The following is a 20,846-nucleotide window of genomic DNA, read 5'->3' on the forward strand; positions in this document are numbered from 1 at the left end:
TGGGGCCCCGACGTCGTTGGTCGTGCTGAACCGCGGTGGTCTAGAACGCGGGCTCGACGTCGTTCACGTTGTCGATCGTCACGACCGTGAGCGGGATGCCGATGCGCGCCTCGACGGCCTCGCCGCGGGCGGCGGCGACGATCGTGTTGAGGGCGAGCTTGCCGTCCTCGACGGGCGACTGCACGATCGTGGCGAAGAACTGCCCCGCCTTGATCGACTCGAACGCGTCCTTCTGGCCGTTGATGCCGACGATCGGCGGGATCTCGTCGAGGCTGCGGCCCGACTCGGCCCAGGCGTCGATGAAGCCGCGCGCCATGGTGTCGTCGTTGGCGTAGACGCCGTCGATGTCATCGCCGAAGCGCGTGATCAGGTCGCGGCTCGCCTCGAGCGCCTTCTGCTGGTCGAAGTCGGCGTTGACGACCTGCAGCACCTCGATGCCCGAGCCGAGCTCGGTCAGTCGCTCGGTGAACCCGTCGGTGCGGCCGATGGTCGTGCCGTTGCCGGCCTGACCCGCGATGATGACGACGTTGCCCTCGCCGCCGAGCGCCTCGTTGAGGGCGTCGGCGGAGAGCACGCCCTCCTCGTAGACGTCCGGACCGGTGAACGAGGTGACGTAGGGCAGGGCCTCGTCGTCCATCGGCGAGTTGATGAGCACGACCGGGATGCCGGCGTCCTGGGCCGCGATCAGGCCGGGGATGTAGGCCTGCGGGTCGAGCGGCCAGAGCACGATGCCGTCGGGGTTGCGCCCGACGCACGTGGTGAGCTGCTCGGTGCCGGTCTGCACATCGAACTCCTGCGACAGACGGGTGACGGTCGCGCCCGCCTCGGCGGCCGCGGCGTCGAACGCCTCGTTCGCCGGGGTGACGTAGGGGTGCGCCTCGGCCGCGGTGACGTAGCAGATCTCGACCGGGCTGTCGGCGGCGGCGCCGTCGTCAGCGGGGGCGGGAGCGGCGCAACCGGACAGGACGAGTCCGACTGCGGCCACCGCGGCGGCGGAGCCGACCAGGGAGATTCGTTTTCTCATGGTGCAGGGGTCCTTTCGTTCTTTCGGGAAGACCGCGAGGACCGCGCTCGTCGCCACAGTGCGGCGAGCGTGACATCACGGCGTTGGCTGCCCGACACGGTGCGGTCGAGCAGGATCAGGAGCAGGAGGATCACACCGGTCACGATGTCCTGCAGGTACGCGGGAACGCTCTGGTACTCCATCGCGGTCGTGAGCGCCGCGATGGTCAGCAGCCCGCCGAGGGTGCCGAGGGCCGAACCGCGCCCGCCCTCGAGTCGGGTGCCGCCGATCACGACGGCGGCAATGGCGACGAGCACGATGCTCTCGCCGAAGACCGGCGAGCCCGTGTTGACGCTGAGGCTCTGGATGACCCCGGCGACGCCCGCCATCGTGCCGCTGAAGACGAACGCCCCGAAGAGGTAGGCGCGCGAGCGGATGCCGCTGGCCTCGGCGCTCGCCGGATTGCTGCCGACCGCGAACAGCTGGCGGCCCGCGACCGAGCGCGTCAGCCACAGGTGCAGCAGGATGATGAGCGCGAAGAACAGCAGGGTGCGACCTGTGAACGTGCCCGCGATGGGTCGCGAGACGACGAGCCCGAACAGCGGGTCGATGCCGCTGACCGGCCGCGACTCGGTGATGAGGTGGCACAGCGCTCGGAAGAACAGCATCGACGCGAGCGTCGCCACGAGCGAGTTGATGCGCAGCACGACGACGAGGAAGCCGTTGACGGCGCCGGCGGCGACGCCGACACCGAGTCCGACGAACGCGGCGGGGATCTGGCCGAGCGACTCCTGCAGCCCGATGGTGGCGATGCCCGAGAGCGCGAGGATCGCGCCCCCCGACAGGTCGAGCTGCCCCGCGATGAGGACGACGGTGAGACCGATGGCGAGCAGTCCGAGCGTGGCCATGCGGTCGAGGCCCAGGCTCGCCGTGCGGAAGTCGAGGAAGCCCGGAACGAGCGTCGCCCCGAGGATGAGCGTGGCGGCGAGGATGATCACCACCCGGTTGCGCACGAGCGCGTGGAAGACCTCGCTGTCGAGGATGTGGCGCGACGTGCTCATTCCCGTCCTCCCCGCTTGCGCAGTGCGACATCGATCGCCACGGCGCCCGCGATGAGCGCTCCCTTGACGAGGCCCTGCGGCTCGGTCGCGACCCCCTGCAGCACCATGATGTTGGTGAGCAGCTGCACGAAGAGCAGGCCCCCGAACGCGTAGAGCACCGTGCCCGAACCGCCCAGCAGGCTCACGCCGCCGACGACGACCGCGGTGATGGCGTCGAACTCGTACCCCATGCCGATGCCGGGGCGCGCGGTCTGCAGCGTGATGCCGAGCAGCACCCCGCTGAGTCCGGCGAGCGTGCCGGTCAAAAGGAACGCGAAGGCCCGCACCCGCTTCACGGGCACCGCGCTCGCCTGCGTGGCGAGCGGGTTGCTGCCGACCGCGTACGACCAGCGCCCGATGACGGTGCGGCTGAGCACGAGGTGGCCGGCCGCCACGATCGCGAGGAAGATGAGGACGATCACGGGCACGACCCCGAACACCCGGCCGGTGAGGAACGCCTGCGCTTCGGGGTCGCTGCCGTAGACGATGACGCCGCCGACGAAGACCTGGGCGATGCCGAGCACGATCGTGCCGCTCGCGAGCGTCGTGATCACCGGGTTGAGGCCGGCGTAGCCCACCAGCCACCCGTTGACCGCTCCGGCGATGGCCGCGGCGAGCACGCCCACGAGCGCCGCCGGGACCGTACCGATGCTCGGCTGCAGCCCGAGCACGAGCAACCCGCCGACCGCGACCGTCGCCGGCACCGAGAGATCGGCGAGGCCCCGCGTCACGAACACGAAGGTCATGCCGACGACGATGATGCCGACGATCGACATGTTGATGAGCACGTTCGTGAGGTTCTGCAGCGTGAGGAACCGGTCGCTCAGGAGCGAGCCGACGATCATCGTCACGACGATGCCGGCCGGCAGTCCGAGTCGGGCTCCGTAGGTGCTGAACAGCCCGCGCTCGACCGTGCGCGTGGGCGGGGGCGCGAGTGCGCTCATGATGAGACCTCCCCGGTCGCAGCGTGCATGACCTCGTGCTCGGCGGCGCCGCGCGGCAGTTCGGCGGCGATGCGCCCCTCGTGCAGCACCACGATGCGATCGCTCACGGCGAGCACCTCGGGCAGCTCGCTCGAGATGAGGATGATCGCGGTGCCCTGCGCCGCGAGCTCGCCGATGATCGTGTGGATGTCGGCCTTCGCACCGACGTCGACGCCCCGGGTGGGCTCGTCGAGGATGAGCACGCGCGGACCCGTGGCGAGCCACTTGGCGAAGACGACCTTCTGCTGATTGCCGCCCGACAGCGTGTCGATGCGCGGGGCGATCGCGGGGGGCGACACCGAGAGCTCCTCCGCCTTCTGCCGGGCGAGCGCCCGCTCGGCGCCGGGCCTGATCCATCCGCCGACCGAGACGCGGTCGAGCACCGAGAGCGAGATGTTGTCCTTGATCGACAGCTGCGGCACGATGCCGTCGCGCTTGCGGTCTTCGGGCACGTAGGCGATGCCGGCCCGCACGGCGTCGCGCGGGCCGCGGATGCGCACGGCCGTGCCGTCGACCTCGATCGTGCCCGCGTCGGCATCGTCGAGACCGAAGATCGCCCGCGCGACCTCGGTGCGGCCGGCCCCGACGAGTCCGGCGAGCCCGAGGATCTCTCCCGAGCGAACGGTGAGGCTGATGTCGTCGAACTCGCCCGACCGCGTGAGGCCGCGCACGTCGAGCACGACGTCGCCGATCTCGACCTCGGTCTTGGGGAAGACCTCGGTGAGGTCGCGCCCGACCATGAGCCGGATCATCTCTGCCGCGCTGATGCCGCTCGTCGACCGGGTCTCGACGAGGCGGCCGTCGCGCAGCACCGTCACGCGCTGCGAGATGTCGAGCACCTCGCGCAGGCGGTGCGAGATGTAGATGACGGCGATACCCGCGTCGGTCATCCGCCCGATGATGCGGAACAGCGCCTGCGTCTCGTGCTCGCTGAGCGACGACGTGGGCTCGTCGAGCACGACGATCTTCGGTCGGGCGGCGTAGACCTTGGCGATCTCGACGATCTGCTGCTGGCTGACGGTGAGCGAGCCGACGAGGTCGTCGGTGTGGATGCGCGCATCGAGCTCGTCGAGCACCGCGCGGGCCTGCTCGCGCAGCGCGCGGCGGTCGACGATGCCGAGCCGGGAGGGCGTCGAGCCGAGCAGGATGTTCTCGGCCACGGTGAGGTCGGGCACGAGGTTGAGCTCTTGGTACACCATGCCGATGCCGCGGCGGCGGGCCTCGATCGGGTCGGCCAGGCGCACGGCGGCGCCCTCGAGCTCGATCGTGCCCTCGTCGGGCTGGTAGACGCCCGCGAGCACCTTCATGAGCGTCGACTTGCCGGCGCCGTTCTCGCCGACGACCGCGTGCACCTCGCCGGCGGCGACATCGAGGTCGACCTCGGAGAGCGCGCGGATGCCCGGGAACGACTTCGAGATGCCGGTCATGCGCAGAGCCGACGAAGGCGTCATCGTCCACCCCCGAGTCGCGAGGATCCGAGTCGCAGCTCGAGCGAGTACGACACGTCGCGGCCGCGACGCAGCACGGGCAGCACGCCTGCGGCCGTCGCGCCCGCGCGCCCGGCGAAGGTGTTGACGTTGACCGGTTCGAGCCCCATGACGTAGTGGCCCTCGCCGCTCATCTTCCACTGGTGCATCGCCGGGAGGGTGGCGGAGTCGAAAGCGATCTCGAGGCGCAGGTCGAGCGCCGGGTTGTCGATCGCCACGGTGACGATGCCGTGGTCGCGGAAGTCGTGGCCGAACACCTGCTCGCGGAAGCCCTCCTGCGGCGGCTCGATCTGGTGCCACCGGCCTGCGCCCGAGCGCGCATCCGCATCACGGGGCGTCACCTCGCGCGACTCGACCTCGAGGGTCGCCGACTCGTCGAGCAGCGGCCAGCCGATGTTGACGTGGTAGAGCACCATGTGGCCGGCATCGGTCAGGCCCTCGTTGCGCACGGTGTCGTGCAGCCGCAGCGTCGAGCCGCCGACATCGGCCGACCATGTGCGCTGCAGGAGGAGGTTCTCAGCGAACACCGCGGCCTGGCGAACCGTGCCGGCGACGACGAGCTCGTCGCCGACGATCTCGGTGCGGGTGAGGGTCGCGGGCGTCACGCCGACGCGGCCGTGCTGCGGGTACTCGACGCCGTCGTCGACGGTCGGGGGACCGAAGGTGTCGAGCCCGCAGGTCGCGAGCAGCCCACCGCCGAACGAGCGCAGCCACTGCCCCCCGCGCGACTCGGCGAGGGCGGGCGTCGACATGCCGACGGGCGAGATCCAGGCCAGGGGGATGCCGCGGTAGGTGACCTGGCCGAGGTCGAGCGCTCGATCGGGGTGCAGCTCGACTTCGAGCCCGCCGCCCGTCACGAGGCGCAGCCGGCGCGCGCCTCTGCCCGAGCCGTCGTCGTCGACGAACCGGTCGATGCGCGCGAGCTGATCGAGCGCGCCGATGCGCCGCTCGGCCTCGCCGCGCGGTCGACCGAAGAGCTCGGGAGTCGAGGTCATGCACGCTCTCCTGCGACGGGGCCGGCGTCGGCCGCGAGCTCGCTGTTGCCGGGGCCGAAGTGCTTGAGCAGCACGAGGTCGGCGCTCGACGAGGTGTTGCGCACGCGCACGCCCGCCTGCGCGGCCGAGGCCGTGACGAAGTACTCGTCGTGCGAGAGCTGGCCGTAGCGGATCGACGAGAGGGCCGCGACGGGGAGGCCGTTGATGTCGCCGTGGCCGTCGACGGCGATGAAGCCGTAGGCGTCGCTCTCGGCGATCGTGACCTCGCCCCCGGGGCGCACGGTCAGCTCCTTCGCGCTGAAGGCGGTCGAGCGGTAGGTGATCCACCGTTCGATATAGCGGTCGTCGCCCGAGGCGATGCTCGCGCCGGTCTCGAGGGGCGCCGTGAAGCGGTGGCTCCAGAACTCGGGGTCGACGTTGCGCTCCCAGTCCATGATCTCGAGCACGAACTCGAGGTCGCCGACGCGGTCGGCGGGGATGTCCTTCCAGAGCAGCTCGTCGGGCACCTCGCGGTTGTTCGACCACGACTCGGTCATGGCGAAGACGTCGCTCGCCGACTGCGGCTCGTAGGTGCACATGCTCGCGGGCGCGTGCAGCACGCCCGGCGGCACGTCCCAACCGGTGCCGGGCGTGATGCGGTACGCGGTCGAGAGCTCGGTGATGCGGTTGTCACCGCCGCGGAGGAATCCCTGCAGCTTGTCGAGCACCTGCTGGCGGGTGGTCTCGGGGTGGAACCCGAAGAAGGTGTACGGGAACTCGCCGCCGTGGTTGTTGAGCTGCGGCGGGAAGTAGTAGGCCTCGGGCTTGCCGCGCTTGCCGACGAGGGCCGCGTGCTCGTCCTTCTGGTGCAGGTGGAAGGGGAGGGGGAACTGGTTGTCGAAGAACTTCGAGTACATCGGCCACGTGCCGTACTCGTCGAAGAGGCCGCCGATCGCCGCGCCCTTGGTGTGGGCGATGAACTCGTCGAAGGGGATGATCTCGCCATCGGGGCCGACGACGAGGCTCAACCCTTCGAACGGGTCGGTGAGGGGGCCGTTCTCAGCGCGAATGGCGCTCGAGAACCAGCGCTCGTCGATGCCGCCGCGGTCTTTGCCGAGCGGGAAGTAGTCGTCGGGGTGCAGGCGCAGCCGCTTGCCGGGCGTGCAGAACGAGCGGGGCACCCAGGCGGGCGCGAGGCGCAGGATGCCGCCGCCGGCCTCCATCGCTCGCTCGATGCTCGCCTCGGTGGAGGTGACTCCCTCGTACGGTCCCGCCTTGCTCATGGCTTCCCTCATTGATCGGGCGCCCGAGTTCGGCGCCATCGCCTGGTCCGCACGACTGGTGCGGGGCAGTTCTCACGGGGATTCGGGATCTGGTTCATTGAACCACCGCTTGATTCAGTGAACCTAACCCGGGTGAACGGGGCGTGTCAAGATGTGACGCGCAACATTTTCGCCACGCCCCACTGCGTACCCTGTGAGTCATGGTCGCCCCCCTGCCCGCCCGCCGCCGAGCGCAGCTGCTCGAGATCCTCGAGCGCGACGGCGTCGTGCAGCTCGACCCCGCGGCCGATGAGCTCGGCGTCTCGGTCATGACCGTGCGCCGCGACATCCAGCAGCTCGATGCGGAGGGCGTCGTGCGCCGGGTGCGCGGGGGTGCCGTCGCCCCCGTGCGACCGCGGGCGTTCGGCGAGCGCGCCGCGACGCGCGCGTCGGCCAAGGCGGCGATCGCCCGCAAGGCGCTGCCCCTGGTTCCGGATGACGGAGCCGCGGCCTTCGATGCCTCGACGACGAGCGGCGCGCTGCTGGCCATGCTGCGCCCGCAGCGGCTGCTCGTCGTGACCAACTCGATCGACAACGCCGCGATCGCCCGCGCCCGCTCGGGAGTGCGCGCCGTGCTGATCGGCGGCGAGCTCGAGGAGCGCACGGGCAGCCTCGTCGGCCCGACCGCCGAGCAGACCGCACGCGGGTTCGCGGTCGACCGGTTCTTCACCTCCGCGAGCGCCGTCGACGCGGCCATCGGGACCATGGAGGTCTCGCTCGAGGAGGCCGCCGTCAAGCAGGTGCTCTCCGCGGGCGCCCGCGCATCCGTCGTGCTCGCCGACTCGTCGAAGCTCGGCCAGCAGGCGCTCGTGCTCGCGCTGGCCTGGAGCGCCGTCGATGTGCTCGTCACCGACCTCGACCCGGCCGATGAGCGGCTCGACCCCTTCCGCGACCTTGTCGAGATTCGATGACGCTGTTACTGTTTGCAAAAAGTAACAACTTCTAACACGAGAGCGATCATGGTCAGCACACCGGCAGCACTCATCGCCCGCAGCAACCGTCTGGGAGCCGACCCCCGCATCACCAACTACGCGGGCGGCAACACCTCGGCCAAGGGCACCGAGACCGACCCCGTCACGGGCGAGCCCATCGAGCTGCTGTGGGTCAAGGGCTCGGGCGGCGACCTCGGCACGCTCACCGAGCACGGCCTGGCTGTGCTGCGCCTCGACCGCATGCGCGCCCTCGTCGACGTCTACCCCGGCCTCGACCGTGAGGACGAGATGGTCGCGGCCTTCGACTACTGCCTGCACGGCACGGGCGGCGCGGCCCCCAGCATCGACACCGCCATGCACGGCCTCGTTGATGCGGCCCACGTCGACCACCTGCACCCCGACGCCGGCATCGCCATCGCCACGTCGAAAGACGGCGAGACGCTTACGAAGAAGATCTTCGGCGAGAAGGTCGTGTGGGTGCCGTGGCGCCGACCGGGGTTCCAGCTCGGGCTCGACATCGCCGCGATCAAGGCCGCGAACCCGCAGGCGATCGGCTGCATCCTCGGCGGGCACGGCATCACGGCGTGGGCCGACTCGAGCGCGCAGTGCGAGAAGAACAGCCGGTGGATCATCGACACCGCGCAGGCCTACCTCGACGCGAAAGGCAAGAAGGCTCCCTTCGGCCGGGAGCGCAGAGGGTACGGGGCGCTGCCGGCCGAGGAACGCCGCGCGAAGGCCGCCGCGCTCGCGCCGACGATCCGCGGACTCGCGAGCCACGACCGGCCGATGGTCGGCCACTTCACCGACGACGCCCGCGTGCTCGACTTCATCGCCTCGGCGAAGGCCCCGGCGCTCGCGGCTCTGGGCACGAGCTGCCCCGACCACTTCTTGCGCACGAAGGTCAAGCCGATGCTGCTCGACCTGCCGGCCGGGGCGAGCGTCGAGGCGAGCATCCAGCGCCTGAGAGCACTGCACGAGGCGTACCGCGCCGACTACACCGCGTACTACGAGGCGCACGCGACCCCCGAGTCGCCGGCCATGCGCGGGGCCGACCCGCTCATCGTGCTCGTGCCGGGTGTGGGCATGTTCAGCTTCGGGGCGAACAAGCAGACCGCCCGCGTGGCGGGCGAGTTCTACCTCAATGCGATCACCGTCATGCGCGGCGCCGAATCGGTGAGCACCTACACGCCCATCAGCGATGCCGAGAAGTTCCGCATCGAGTACTGGGCGCTCGAAGAAGCCAAGCTGCAGCGCATGCCGAGCCCCAAGAGCCACGCCACGCGGGTCGCCTTCGTCACGGGCGCCGCGAGCGGCATCGGCAAGGCGATCGCGACGCGGCTCGCGGCCGAGGGCGCGTGCGTCGTCATCGCCGACCTCGACCTCGCCAAGGCGCAGGCGGCCGCGGCCGAGCTCGGCTCGGCCGATGTCGCGATCGGCGTGCAGGTCGACGTGACCGATCAGGCGCAGATCGAGCGGGGCATCCAGGATGCCGTGCTCGCGTTCGGCGGCATCGACATCGTCGTCAACAACGCCGGGCTGTCGCTCAGCAAGCCGCTGCTCGAGACGACCGAGGCCGACTGGGACCTGCAGCACGACGTCATGGCCAAGGGCTCCTTCCTCGTGGCGAAGACGGCCGCGCGCGTGCTCATCGAGCAGAGGATGGGCGGCGACGTCATCTACATCTCGAGCAAGAACTCGGTGTTCGCGGGCCCCAACAACATCGCCTACTCGGCGACGAAGGCCGACCAGGCGCACCAGGTGCGGCTGCTCGCGGTCGAGCTCGGCGAGCACGGCGTGAAGGTCAACGGCATCAACCCCGACGGCGTCGTGCGCGGCTCGGGCATCTTCGCCTCCGGGTGGGGCGCCAATCGCGCCGCGACCTACGGCGTGGCCGAAGACGACCTCGGCAAGTTCTACGCTCAGCGCACGATCCTCAAGCGCGAGGTGCTGCCCGAGCACGTGGCCAACGCCGTCGCGGTGCTCACGGGCCCCGACCTCTCGCACACGACCGGCCTCCACATCCCCGTCGACGCGGGCGTCGCCGCGGCGTTCCTGCGGTAGCCGCCATGAGCATCCACGTCGCCGCGATCGATCTGGGCGCTACGAGCGGCCGGGTCATGCGGGCCGTCATCGGGCCCGACCAGCTCGAGCTCGTCGAGGTCGCGCGCTTCCCGAACGGTCCGGTGAAGCGGGCGGGCGGGCTGCACTGGGACATCGAGGCGCTGCGCGAGCACATCATGGCGGGGCTGCGCCGGGCTTTCGCCGACGACCCGCTCATCTCGAGCATCGGCGTCGACTCGTGGGCAGTCGACTACGCGCTCATGGCGGGCGATCGGATGCTCGGCACCCCCTTCCACTACCGCGACGACCGCACCGCGCGCGGGGTGGCCGCCGTGCACGCCGTTGTGCCGCCCGACGAGCTCTATGCCGCCTCCGGGCTCCAGCACCTCTCGTTCAACACGGTCTTCCAGCTCGCGGCCGAGGGCGACGCGCTCGCCGCGGCCGACCGCTTCCTGCTCATCCCCGACCTCGTCGTGCACTGGCTCACAGGCCGCTCGGTCGCCGAGGCGACCAACGCCTCGACGACGGCGCTGGTCGACCCGCGCACGGGCGAGTGGAACGACGCGCTCATCGAGCGGGTCGGGCTGCCGCGCCGGCTCTTCCCCGAGCTCGTGCGCCCCGGCGGCGACCTCGGGCCGCTGACGCCCGCGATGGCCGCCGACCTCGCCGCACCCGAGGGGGTGCGCGTCACGGCCGTCGGATCCCACGACACGGCCTCGGCCGTGGTCGGTGTGCCCATGACGCGGCCCGATGCCGCCTACATCAGCTGCGGCACCTGGGGGCTCGTCGGGCTCGAGCTCGAGCATCCCGTGATCACCGACGCCAGCCGCGAAGCCAACTTCACGAACGAGGCCGGCGTCGACGGCCGCGTGCGGTTCCTGCACAACGTCATGGGGCTGTGGCTGTTGAGCGAGACCATCCGGTCGTGGGAGGCCGAGTCGGGCCCCGTCGACCTCAGCCGCCTGCTCGTCGACGCGGCCGCGGTGACGGAGCCTGTGCCGATCTTCGACGCCTCCGACGAGCGCTTCATGGCGCCCGGCGACATGCCCGGTCGCATCGCCGCGGCCCTCGTCGAGAACGGCGATGCCGTGCCGGTGACCCGCGCCGCGATGGCGCGCTGCATCCTCGAGAGCCTCGCGGCGGCGTTCGCCGGGGCCGTGCGCGACGCGCGGCTGCTGGCCGATCGCGAGGTGGGGGTCATCCACATCGTCGGCGGCGGTGCGCTCAACAGCCTGCTCTGCCAGCTGACCGCCGATCGCTCCGGACTGCCCGTGCTCGCCGGACCCGTCGAGGCCACGGCGCTCGGCAACGTGCTCGTGCAGGCGCGCGCCCTCGGGCTCGGCGGCTCGCTCGAGCAGCTGCGCGAGCTCGTCGCGCAGGTCTCGTCGCCGCAGCGATTCGAGCCGCGCGGCTGACGTTCGCCCGCCGCGCCCCCTACGCTCAGAGACATGAGTGGATCGACGGGGCTCCGCGCATCGATCGCCGGGGGTGCACCGTGACCCCCGTGCTCGATCGACCCGGCGTCGTGCTCGGCATCGCCGCCCTCGTGCTCAACGAAGGCGCGACCGACGACAACGCGCGCACCGTGATCGCGGCGGCCGTCGACGCCGGCGTGCTCGCGCTCGACACGGCGCGGGCCTACGCGCGCGTCGACGACGACGGCGTGGGCGAGCGGCTCGCCGCCGAGGGCCGCGAACGGCGCCCGGGGCTTCCGATCATCACGAAGGCCGGACACTACCGGGCGGGAGCATCGGCCTGGCACTCCGACGGCGGCGTCGACCGGATGCGCGCCGACGCCGCGCGCAGCGTCGAGCTGCTCGGCGGCCCCCTCGACCTCCTGCTGCTGCACCGCGCCGACCGCGTCGACGACCTCGAGGAGTCGGTGGCGACGCTCGCCGCGCTGCGGGAGGAGGGGCTCGCGCGCGCCGTCGGGCTGTCGAACGCGTCGACCGAGCTCATCGACCGCGCGCTCGCGGTCGCGCCGATCGATGCGGTGCAGAACCGCCTCGGCCTGGGCGTCGACGGCTTCGCCGAGTACCGGCACTGCCGCGATGCCGGCATCGACTTCTTCGGCTACGCGCCGTTCGGCGGCCCCCGCGCCGCGCCCCTCGCCACGCGCGTTCCGCACGTCGCCGCGCTAGCGACGCAGCGCGCGGCCTCGGTGCACCGCCTGACGCTCGCCGCCGTGCTCGACGTGCTGCCCGGCTACTGGCCGGTCATCGGCTCGACCCGGGTCGAGTCGGTGCGCGATGCGATCGGCGCCATGGCCGAGCCGGTCGACGATGAGCTGCGGCAGGCGCTGCTCGGCGACCTCGCCTCGCGCGGCGTCGCCGTCTGACGAACACGGCGGTGACGCGGGCGCCGGCGGATACGGTGGAGGGGGCGCCGATGTCGCGCGCTCTCGATCAAGGAGACACCATGGCAACGACGCCGACCCCCGCCGACCACTTCACCTTCGGGCTCTGGACCGTCGGCTACAACGGTGCCGACCCCTTCGGCGGGCCCACCCGTGCCCCGCTCGACGTCGTGCACGTCGTCGAGAAGCTCACCGAGCTGGGGGCCTACGGCCTCACGCTGCACGACGACGACCTCTTCGCGTTCGGCTCGACGGACGCCGAGCGGCGCACCCAGATCGATCGGCTCATCGCGGCCACGGCATCCACGGGCCTGAAGGTGCCCATGATCACGACCAACCTGTTCAGCGCGCCCGTGTTCAAAGACGGCGGCTTCACCTCGAACGACCGCGCTGTGCGCCGCTTCGCGCTGCGCAAGGTGCTGCGCAACCTCGACCTCGCGGCCGAGCTCGGTGCGCACACCTTCGTCATGTGGGGCGGCCGCGAGGGCGCCGAGTACGACGCCGCGAAAGACGTGCGCTCGGCGATCGCGCGCTACCGCGAGGCCGTCAACATCCTCACCCAGTACGTGACCGACAAGGGCTACGGCATCCGCTTCGCGATCGAGCCGAAGCCCAACGAGCCGCGCGGCGATATCTTGCTTCCGACTCTCGGCCACGCCATGGCGTTCATCGAGACGCTCGAGCACCCCGAGCTCGTCGGCCTCAACCCCGAGGTCGGGCACGAGCAGATGGCGGGCCTCAACTTCACGGCCGGCATCGCGCAGGCGCTCGAGGCCGGCAAGCTCTTCCACATCGACCTCAACGGCCAGCGCGGCATCAAGTACGACCAAGACCTCGTCTTCGGCCACGGCGACCTGCACAACGCCTTCTCGCTTGTCGACCTGCTTGAGAACGGCGCCCCCGGCGGCGGTCGTGCGTACGACGGCCCGCGCCACTTCGACTACAAGCCCTCGCGCACCGAAGACGAGAACGGGGTCTGGGCCTCGGCCGTCGCCAACATGCGCACCTACCTGCTTCTCAAGGAGCGCGCCGCGGCCTTCCGCGCCGACCCCGAGGTGCAGGCGGCGCTCGCCGCGGCCCGGGTCGACGAGCTCGCGCAGCCCACGCTCGGCGCGGGCGAGAGCATCGACGACCTGCTCGCCGACGCGAGCGCGTTCGAGAGCTTCGACGCCGGCTCGTACTTCAACGGCAAGGGCTTCGGCTTCGTGCACCTGCAGCAGCTCGCGACCGAGCACCTCATGGGCGCCCGCTAGCCGTGACGCTTGCGATGACCCTCGTCGCCGGCGTCGACACCTCGACGCAGAGCTGCAAGGTCGTGATCGTCGACGCCGCGACGGGGGCGACCGTGCGCGAGGGGCGCGCTCCGCATCCCGAGGGCACGACGGTCGACCCCGCCGCCTGGTGGGCGGCGTTCGTCGCGGCCGTCGATCAGGCGGGCGGTCTCGCCGACGTCGCCGCGATCGCGGTCGGCGGCCAGCAGCACGGGCTCGTGGCGCTCGACGCCGAGGGCCGCGTCGTGCGCGACGCCCTGCTCTGGAACGACACCCGATCAGAGGGCGCCGCCGCCGACCTCGTGGCCGAGGTGGGCGCGGCCGAGTACGCCGCGCGCACCGGCCTCGTGCCCGTCGCCTCGTTCACCGCGACGAAACTGCGGTGGATGCGCGACCACGAGCCTGAGCTCGTGCCCAGCATCGCGGCCGTCGCCCTGCCCCACGATTGGCTCACCTGGCGGCTGCGCGGCTACGGGCCCGCCGGCGAGAGCCCGCTCGGCCCCTTGCTCGAGCAGCTCGTCACCGACCGCTCCGACGCGAGCGGCACGGGCTACTGGTCGCCCGCGACGAACGCCTACGACCTCGAGCTCTTCGCGCTCGCGCTCGGCCGCCCGGCGCGCGAGGCCGACCCGAGCCGAGCATCCACGCCCGCATCGACCGGTCTCCACAATTCAGGAGACCCGGCCCCGGTCGTGCTGCCGCGCGTGCTCGAGACCGGCGAGTCGACGACGATCGACGCCGAGACTCCTGAATTGCGGGGATCGCGCGTGGGCGTGCTCGTCGGCCCGGGCGCGGGCGACAACGCTGCGGCCGCGCTCGGACTCGGGGCCGGCCCGGGCGACGTCGTCATCTCGATCGGCACGAGCGGAACCGTCTTCGCCGTGAGCCCCGAGCCCGTCGTCGACGACTCGGGCGCCGTCGCCGGCTTCGCCGACGCCGCGGGCGCCTTCCTGCCGCTCGTCGCCACGCTCAACGCCGCGCGCGTGCTCGACGCCGTGGCCGCGCTGCTCGGCGTCGACCACGACGGGCTCGCCGACCTCGCCCTCGCGGCCGAGCCCGGTGCGGGCGGCGTCGTGCTGCTGCCGTACTTCGAGGGCGAGCGCACGCCCAACCTTCCCGACGCGACCGCCACGCTCAGCGGCTTGACCCTCGCTTCCACCACGCGAGAGAACCTGGCCCGCGCCGCGATCGAAGGGATGCTGTGCGGCCTCGCCGACGGACTCGACGCCATCGCGCGCCACGGCCTGCAGCCTCGGCGCCTGCTGCTCGTCGGCGGCGCGGCGCGGTCGCGTGCGGTGCCCGCGATCGCCGCGGCCGTGCTTGGCCTCCCGGTCGTCGTGCCCGAGCCGGGGGAGTACGTCGCCCGCGGGGCCGCGCGCCAGGCGGCGGAGCTGCTCGGCGTGAGCGCCGAGTGGCCGCTCGCGCTGCATGCGGCGGTCGAGCATCCCGCGCAGCCGCACGTGCGCGCCGCGTACGCCGCCGCGTTCGCGCGCGTCGCTCACTAGCCTGGGGGCATGGCGACCAGCTCCGCAGCATCCGCCGCCCACCCGGCGCCCATCGTCACGCTCACCGTCAACCCGGCGCTCGACGTCAGCACGTCCACCGAGACCCTCGTCGCCGAGCACAAGATGCGCTGCGGCCCGAGTCGAGTGAATGCGGGCGGCGGGGGCGTGAATGTCAGCCGCGTGATCGAGCGGCTCGGTGGGCACTCCACCGCCATCTACGCCGTCGGCGGGGCGACGGGTCAGGCCTACCGGCAGCTGCTCGAAGACGAGGGGCTCATCGGGCGGGCGATCGCGATCGCCGGCCCGACGCGCGAGAACATCACGATCGACGAGACCTCGACCGGCAAGCAGTACCGCTTCGTGCTGCAGGGTCCGCGCCTCACCGGCGACGAGTGGGCGCAGTGCCTGCGCGCCACCGAGGCGGCGATGCACCTCGGCGGCTACGTCGTGCCGAGCGGTTCGCTCGCCCCCGAGATGCCCGATGACTTCTACGCGCGCGTCGCGCGTCGCGCCCGCGAGCTCGGAGTGCGCTGCGTGGTCGACGCCTCGGGTGCGGCGCTCGCCGAAGCGGTCGCCGAGGGCGTGTTTCTCGTCAAGCCCTCGGGGCGCGAACTCGGCGAGCTCGTCGGGGCGCCGACCCTCACGATCGACGAGAAGGTCGAGGCCGCCCGCGAGCTCGTCGGCCGCGGCCGGGTCGAGATCGTTGCCCTCACGCTCGGCGGCGACGGCGCCGTGCTCGTCACGGCCGATGGCGTCCAGCGCCTCGCCTCGCCGCCCATCACCGTGCGGTCGACGGTCGGTGCGGGCGACAGCTTTCTCGGCGCGATGGTGCTGCGGCTGGCGCAGGGCCACGAGCTCGCGGCGGCGTTCCGCGCGGGCGTCGCGGCCGGCGCGGCGACCGCGACGACCGAGGCCACCGAGCTGTGCCACCGTGCCGACGTCGAACGGTTCGAGCGCCAGCTCGCGAGCGGCGAGGCCTGACGATGCGGCGACGCGCGGCGCGCATCCACCGAAACATCGCCGCAACACGCCGGGGCTAGGCTCGCGTCATGGCCGACCTCTTCGACGGGTACACGGCGACTGCCGCCCGGTCGGGTTCGGCCGTCGCCTTCGACGAGATGTTCGCACCCGACTCGACCGTGCGCATGCCGTACCGGCAGATCCACGCGGCCCTCGCGCAGATGTCGCAAGACGAGCTGCGCGGCCGCACCGAAGCCCTCGCCTCGAGCTACCTCGCGCAGGGCGTCACCTTCGACTTCGCCGGCGAAGAGCGCCCGTTCCCGCTGGATGCGGTGCCGCGCGTCATCGAGCGCGCCGAGTGGAGCCACCTCGAGGCCGGGGTCGCCCAGCGCGTGCGCGTGCTCGAGGCCTTCCTCACCGACATCTACGGCCCGCAGCGCTGCATCGCCGACGGCGTGATCCCCGCGCGGCTCGTGTCGAGCTCGAGCCACTACCACCGCTCGGCCGCGGGCATCGAGAGTGCCAACGGCGTGCGCATCCAGGTGTCGGGCATCGACCTCATCCGCGACGAGCACGGCACCTGGCGCGTGCTCGAAGACAACGTGCGGGTGCCGAGCGGCGTGAGCTACGTCATCTCGAACCGCCGGGTGATGGCGCAGACGCTGCCCGAGCTCTTCGTGTCGATGCGCGTGCGCCCCGTCGGCGACTACCCGACGCGGCTGCTCGACGCGCTGCGGGCATCCGCTCCCTCGGGCGTCGACGACCCGACGGTCGTCGTGCTCACGCCCGGCGTCTACAACTCGGCCTACTTCGAGCACACGCTGCTTGCGCGGCTCATGGGCGTCGAGCTCGTCGAGGGTCGCGACCTCTACTGCTCGGGCGGCCGCGTCTTCATGCGCACGACGGCCGGCCCGCAGCGCGTCGACGTCATCTACCGCCGCGTCGACGACGAGTTCCTCGACCCGCTGACCTTCCGCGCCGACTCGATGCTCGGCACGCCCGGCCTCATGCTCGCGGCGCGCCTCGGCAACGTCACGATCACCAACGCGGTCGGCAATGGCGTGGCCGACGACAAGCTCGTCTACACCTACCTGCCCGACCTCGCGCGGTACTTCCTCGACGAAGACCCGATCATCCCCAACGTCGACACCTGGCGGCTCGAAGACCCCGACTCGCTCGTCGAGGTGCTCGATCGCCTGCCCGAGCTCGTCGTCAAGCCCGTCGACGGCTCGGGCGGCAAGGGCCTCGTCGTCGGTCCGGCCGCGAGCGCCGCCGAGCTTGATGAGCTGCGGATGCGCCTGCAGGAGGACCCGCGCGGGTGGATCGCGCAGCCGGTGGTGCAGCTCTCGACCATCCCCACCCTCGTCGACGACGGCATGCGCCCGCGGCACGCCGACCTGCGCCCCTTCGCCGTCAACGACGGCCGCGAGGTGTGGGTGCTGCCGGGCGGGCTCACGCGCGTGGCCCTGCCCGAGGGGCAGCTCGTCGTCAACTCGAGCCAGGGCGGCGGATCGAAAGACACGTGGGTCGTGGGTCAGCTGCCCATGGTCGCCGACAGCCACGACGTGCAGGGCATCGTCGCCGAGCAGGCCACCGTCACGCAGTCGATCCCGATCATCACCGAGGGCGTCGCGCACGAGGTCGACCACAACCCGCAAGACGACCCGCGTCGGGCGCAGCAAGAGCAACAACAGCAGAGCAATGGCGCTCCCGCAGTCTCGAGGGGGGTCGAGTGATGCTGAGTCGGATCGCCGAGAGCCTGTTCTGGATCGGGCGCTATGTCGAGCGCAGCGATGGAACAGCGCGCATTCTCGATGTGCACCTGCAGCTGTTGCTGGAGGATCCGTGGATCGATGAAGACACCGCCTGCCGATCGCTGCTGAGCGTCATGGGCAGCGACGTCGAGCCCGACCACGCCCTCACGCGCGCCGACGTGCTCGCCATTCTCGCGGTCGACCGCTCGCATCCCGCCTCGATCGCGTACTCGCTCGGTGCCGCGCGCGAGAACGCCCGCCGTGCGCGCGAGGTCGTGAGCACCGAGCTGTGGGAGGTTCTCAACACCACGCGCGCGCGCATGCCTCGCAAGGTGGCGCCCGAGAAGGTGCACGAGTTCTTCGGCTGGGTGCGCGAGCGCTCGGCGCTCGCCGTGGGCATCGTCGAGTCGGCGACGAGCCGCGACGAGGCCTACAGCTTCTTCACGCTCGGCCGGTCGCTCGAGCGCGCCGACATGACGGCGCGCCTGCTTGCGACGCGCTCGCTCACCGAGGCGAGCGGCCCCTCGTGGACGACCATTCTGCGCAGCGTCGGCGCCTACGAGGCCTACCTGCGCACCTACCGCGGCGTGCCGAGCGCCAAGAACGCCGCCGAGTTCCTGCTGCTCGACCGGCTGTTCCCGCGCTCGATCCTCTTCGCGGTGACGCGTGCCGAGCAGAGCCTGCGCGACATCGAGCCGCGCAGCGACCGCGCGGGCATCGGCGATCAGGCGCTGCGCCAGCTCGGGCAGATCCGCAGCGAGCTCGAGTACCGGCCCATCGCCGACATCCTCGATGACCTGCAGCGGCACATGGACGCGGTGCAGCTCGCCACGAGCGCCACGAGCGAGGCCGTGCGCCACCGCTACTTCCCGACCAACGCGGCACCGAGCTGGGTGGCGGAGAAGACATGAACCGCTTGAGAATCCGGCACGTCACGGGCTACCACTACAAGGGCAACGTCACGGCGTCGTACAACGAGGCGCGCATGCTGCCGGCGAGCTCTGACGGGCAGGTCGTGCTGCACTCGCACCTCGCCATCAGCCCCACCTCGTCGCAGCACCACTACGTCGACTACTTCGGCACGCGCGTCGCCGCGTTCGAGCAGCTCGACCAGCACCACGAGCTGTCGCTCACGGCCGACAGCGTCGTCGAGCTGCGCCCCCGCGGCTCGACCGAGGGCTCGATCAGCTGGGCCGACCTCGCCGTGGCGGTCGAGCAGTCGGTCGGCTCGGTCGAGAACACCGTGCAGACGAAGCTCACGGCCCCGCCCGACGAGGTGGCCGAGCGGGCGCGCGAGTTCGCCGCCGCGGCCGCCGACCCCGAGGCCGCCGCGCGCGAGATCTGCGCGTGGATCTACGACGAGGTGCAGTACATGTCGGGCATCACGGGCGTGCACACCACGGCGGCCGAGGCCTGGGCGCACAAGAAGGGCGTGTGCCAAGACATCACGCACCTGGCCCTCGGCGCCCTGCGCACGATCGGCATTCCCGCCCGCTACGTCAGCGGCTACCTGCACCCCTCGCGCGAGCCGCAGATCGGCGAGACGATCGCGGGCGAGTCGCACGCCTGGGTCGAGTGGTTCGACGGCGCCTGGCACGGCTTCGACCCCACCAACATGCTCGAGATCCGCGACCGTCACGTCATCGTCGGCCGCGGTCGCGACTACCGCGACGTGCCGCCCCTGCGCGGCGTCTACGCGGGCCCGTCGAGCTCGAAGCTCTTCGTCACGGTCGAGATCACGCGCGAGGCCTGAGCCCGATCGTCCTGGCGGAGATCACAGCACGATGCACCTGGCGACCTTTCGCAATGACCCCGCGAAACGCATCTCGAATCTGGGTGCCTTGACTTCCGGCGAGCCTCACGGGCCTCGAAACACCTTTCGTGCCTAGCGTTCCTTCAGACTGTTTCTGCGCGCAGTCCCGTCGGCGTTCTTGATCTGCAACGTCAGTTCCCGTGTGCGTCCGATGTACATGGTCCCCGTCTTCCGGCCCGAAGCGAGGTCCAGAAGAAGCATGTCACTTACTTCTTGAGCCGAGAGACTGTCGTCGGAGTCCGAATTCATGACCGTGAATCCCGCACTCGCGAGAATGAATGCCGCCATGTGGTCCCACGCGAACGCAGTCGGCTGCATCGCCGCAACAGCTTGGCCCCCCAGCATCCCGGCGAGAATTCCCGGATTTCCTCCCAGCGGCGAGATCCATTTGACCGAGTCTGTTCCTTCCATGATCTTGTGGGTTCGGGCAACCAACGTGTTCTTGCTCGCCGGCAAGATGAAGTGAGGGCGCTCAAAACCCGGGTCGTAGAGTTTCGGTGTGATGAAGTAGGACACAGGCGTGCGATCGGGATCACTCGCCTCACTCATCCACACGCCCCCCTCTCCGCTGACGTAACTGCGACCGTCCCCGAGAATTACTGCGGCGCTCATCTTCGGCAAACCCGGCGTGCGTACGAGCGCGCACGAGCCCCATCCTGATCTCTGGCTCATTCCTGCGGCTTGGTTAGATCCGTCGAGAGGGTCCGTGATGGCGAAAGCAAGGTCGTTCTGCACCAAGGATCGAATACGTCCCGCCCTGAGCCTCACGGCTTCGTCTCCGTGTTCGCGGTACTCGTCTTCCTCGCCGAGAACTGGAATTCCGTGCATGTTGGCGACTTGCATCATCGCTGCCATCGCTGCGACATCAAAGCCGATCTGTGTCTCGCCCTGTGCGTCGGCCGGAAGGGTGGCGTCGGCTGCTAGACCTGCGTTGACGAAGCCAGAGGAGCGTGCCCGTTCCCTACTTCGGAGTCGTTGTAGTGCGAGATCAACTTCTCGAGAATTGCGAGGAGTTCTGATCTGATGAGCCTGCGCCTCTGCTTCTCGGATGTCGAAACCGAACGTCTCGATGATCTCGAGGGAGCGAACTGCGGCGAACGCGGCGTGCGCGAGGGTGTACGCAAGTCGCTCTGGTTCCGATGACTCGAACGGGTATCGAGCAAAGTTCTTCATCACTTCTCCGATGGTCAGCGCCCTGCAGCGCGGCCAAACCCAGTTGTCAGGGGGGGACAAAACCTAGCATCGACCACACATGGTGGCAAGTAGTTGCGTAGTTGAGTGTGACGCGATACATTCACACAGTCGCTTCAACTCGGGCGACGGCT

Annotated in this window: 17 protein-coding genes; 10 read left to right on the top strand and 7 right to left on the bottom strand. The window is 70.8% G+C overall.

Annotated features, from left to right (window positions below; genetic code table 11):
* Positions 1 to 40: 40 nt before the first annotated feature.
* The 6 genes from ACK4HH_RS02650 to ACK4HH_RS02675 are packed head-to-tail and all read right to left on the bottom strand — an operon-like array spanning position 41 to position 6,830.
* Positions 41 to 1,024: a sugar ABC transporter substrate-binding protein gene (locus ACK4HH_RS02650; protein WP_409648087.1), complete on the bottom strand. Its 984-nt coding sequence runs from the start codon at positions 1,022 to 1,024 to the stop codon at positions 41 to 43.
* On the bottom strand, positions 1,021 to 2,064 hold the full coding sequence (locus ACK4HH_RS02655) for an ABC transporter permease (RefSeq protein ID WP_409648089.1): 1,044 nt from the start codon (positions 2,062 to 2,064) through the stop codon (positions 1,021 to 1,023). Before ACK4HH_RS02655 ends, ACK4HH_RS02650 begins: the two co-directional genes overlap by 4 nt.
* Positions 2,061 to 3,047, bottom strand: a complete 987-nt coding sequence (locus tag ACK4HH_RS02660) for an ABC transporter permease (RefSeq protein ID WP_409648090.1) — start codon at positions 3,045 to 3,047, stop codon at positions 2,061 to 2,063. The genes ACK4HH_RS02655 and ACK4HH_RS02660 overlap by 4 nt, the downstream gene beginning before the upstream one ends.
* Positions 3,044 to 4,513: a sugar ABC transporter ATP-binding protein gene (locus ACK4HH_RS02665; RefSeq protein ID WP_409648091.1), complete on the bottom strand. Its 1,470-nt coding sequence runs from the start codon at positions 4,511 to 4,513 to the stop codon at positions 3,044 to 3,046. Before ACK4HH_RS02665 ends, ACK4HH_RS02660 begins: the two co-directional genes overlap by 4 nt.
* 20 nt (positions 4,514 to 4,533) lie before the next feature.
* Entirely contained in the window at positions 4,534 to 5,568 is a 1,035-nt protein-coding gene (locus ACK4HH_RS02670; protein WP_409648092.1) for an aldose 1-epimerase family protein, read from the bottom strand.
* Positions 5,565 to 6,830 (bottom strand): hypothetical protein, encoded by a 1,266-nt coding sequence (locus ACK4HH_RS02675; protein WP_409648093.1) that lies wholly within the window; start codon positions 6,828 to 6,830, stop codon positions 5,565 to 5,567. The genes ACK4HH_RS02670 and ACK4HH_RS02675 overlap by 4 nt, the downstream gene beginning before the upstream one ends.
* A gap of 200 nt (positions 6,831 to 7,030) precedes the next feature.
* On the opposite strand from ACK4HH_RS02675, the gene ACK4HH_RS02680 reads away from it, so the two are divergent.
* The 10 genes from ACK4HH_RS02680 (at position 7,031) to ACK4HH_RS02725 (ending at position 19,461) form a co-directional block, all read left to right on the top strand.
* The gene (locus ACK4HH_RS02680) at positions 7,031 to 7,780 is read left to right on the top strand and encodes a DeoR/GlpR family DNA-binding transcription regulator (RefSeq protein ID WP_409648094.1); all 750 of its coding nucleotides are present in this window, start codon (positions 7,031 to 7,033) and stop codon (positions 7,778 to 7,780) included.
* Between the two features lie 48 nt (positions 7,781 to 7,828).
* Positions 7,829 to 9,862 (top strand): bifunctional aldolase/short-chain dehydrogenase, encoded by a 2,034-nt coding sequence (locus tag ACK4HH_RS02685; RefSeq protein ID WP_409648096.1) that lies wholly within the window; start codon positions 7,829 to 7,831, stop codon positions 9,860 to 9,862.
* 5 nt (positions 9,863 to 9,867) lie between these two features.
* Complete coding sequence (locus ACK4HH_RS02690) at positions 9,868 to 11,277, top strand: rhamnulokinase (protein ID WP_409648097.1); 1,410 nt, start codon at positions 9,868 to 9,870, stop codon at positions 11,275 to 11,277.
* An 89-nt stretch (positions 11,278 to 11,366) separates the two neighbouring features.
* Positions 11,367 to 12,200, top strand: a complete 834-nt coding sequence (locus ACK4HH_RS02695; RefSeq protein ID WP_409648098.1) for an aldo/keto reductase — start codon at positions 11,367 to 11,369, stop codon at positions 12,198 to 12,200.
* An 80-nt stretch (positions 12,201 to 12,280) separates the two neighbouring features.
* Positions 12,281 to 13,471 (top strand): xylose isomerase, encoded by a 1,191-nt coding sequence (xylA, locus tag ACK4HH_RS02700; protein ID WP_409648099.1) that lies wholly within the window; start codon positions 12,281 to 12,283, stop codon positions 13,469 to 13,471.
* A 14-nt stretch (positions 13,472 to 13,485) separates the two neighbouring features.
* Positions 13,486 to 14,994, top strand: a complete 1,509-nt coding sequence (locus tag ACK4HH_RS02705; RefSeq protein ID WP_409648100.1) for a xylulokinase — start codon at positions 13,486 to 13,488, stop codon at positions 14,992 to 14,994.
* 9 nt (positions 14,995 to 15,003) lie between these two features.
* Positions 15,004 to 15,975 carry a 1-phosphofructokinase family hexose kinase gene (locus ACK4HH_RS02710; protein WP_409648102.1) on the top strand — a complete coding sequence of 324 codons (972 nt, stop codon included), beginning with the start codon at positions 15,004 to 15,006 and terminating at the stop codon, positions 15,973 to 15,975.
* 68 nt (positions 15,976 to 16,043) lie between these two features.
* Positions 16,044 to 17,690 carry a circularly permuted type 2 ATP-grasp protein gene (locus ACK4HH_RS02715; protein ID WP_409648104.1) on the top strand — a complete coding sequence of 549 codons (1,647 nt, stop codon included), beginning with the start codon at positions 16,044 to 16,046 and terminating at the stop codon, positions 17,688 to 17,690.
* Positions 17,690 to 18,619 (top strand): alpha-E domain-containing protein, encoded by a 930-nt coding sequence (locus ACK4HH_RS02720; protein ID WP_409648199.1) that lies wholly within the window; start codon positions 17,690 to 17,692, stop codon positions 18,617 to 18,619. Before ACK4HH_RS02715 ends, ACK4HH_RS02720 begins: the two co-directional genes overlap by 1 nt.
* A complete protein-coding gene (locus ACK4HH_RS02725; RefSeq protein ID WP_409648105.1) occupies positions 18,616 to 19,461 on the top strand; it encodes a transglutaminase N-terminal domain-containing protein in 846 nt (281 codons plus the stop codon). The genes ACK4HH_RS02720 and ACK4HH_RS02725 overlap by 4 nt, the downstream gene beginning before the upstream one ends.
* 132 nt (positions 19,462 to 19,593) lie before the next feature.
* Here ACK4HH_RS02725 and ACK4HH_RS02730 read toward each other — a convergent pair whose 3' ends face one another.
* Positions 19,594 to 20,697, bottom strand: a complete 1,104-nt coding sequence (locus ACK4HH_RS02730; protein ID WP_409648106.1) for a hypothetical protein — start codon at positions 20,695 to 20,697, stop codon at positions 19,594 to 19,596.
* Positions 20,698 to 20,846: the final 149 nt, after the last annotated feature.

The sequence above is a fragment of the Microcella sp. genome, from assembly GCF_046296455.1.
In the GTDB taxonomy this organism is placed as follows: domain Bacteria; phylum Actinomycetota; class Actinomycetes; order Actinomycetales; family Microbacteriaceae; genus Microcella.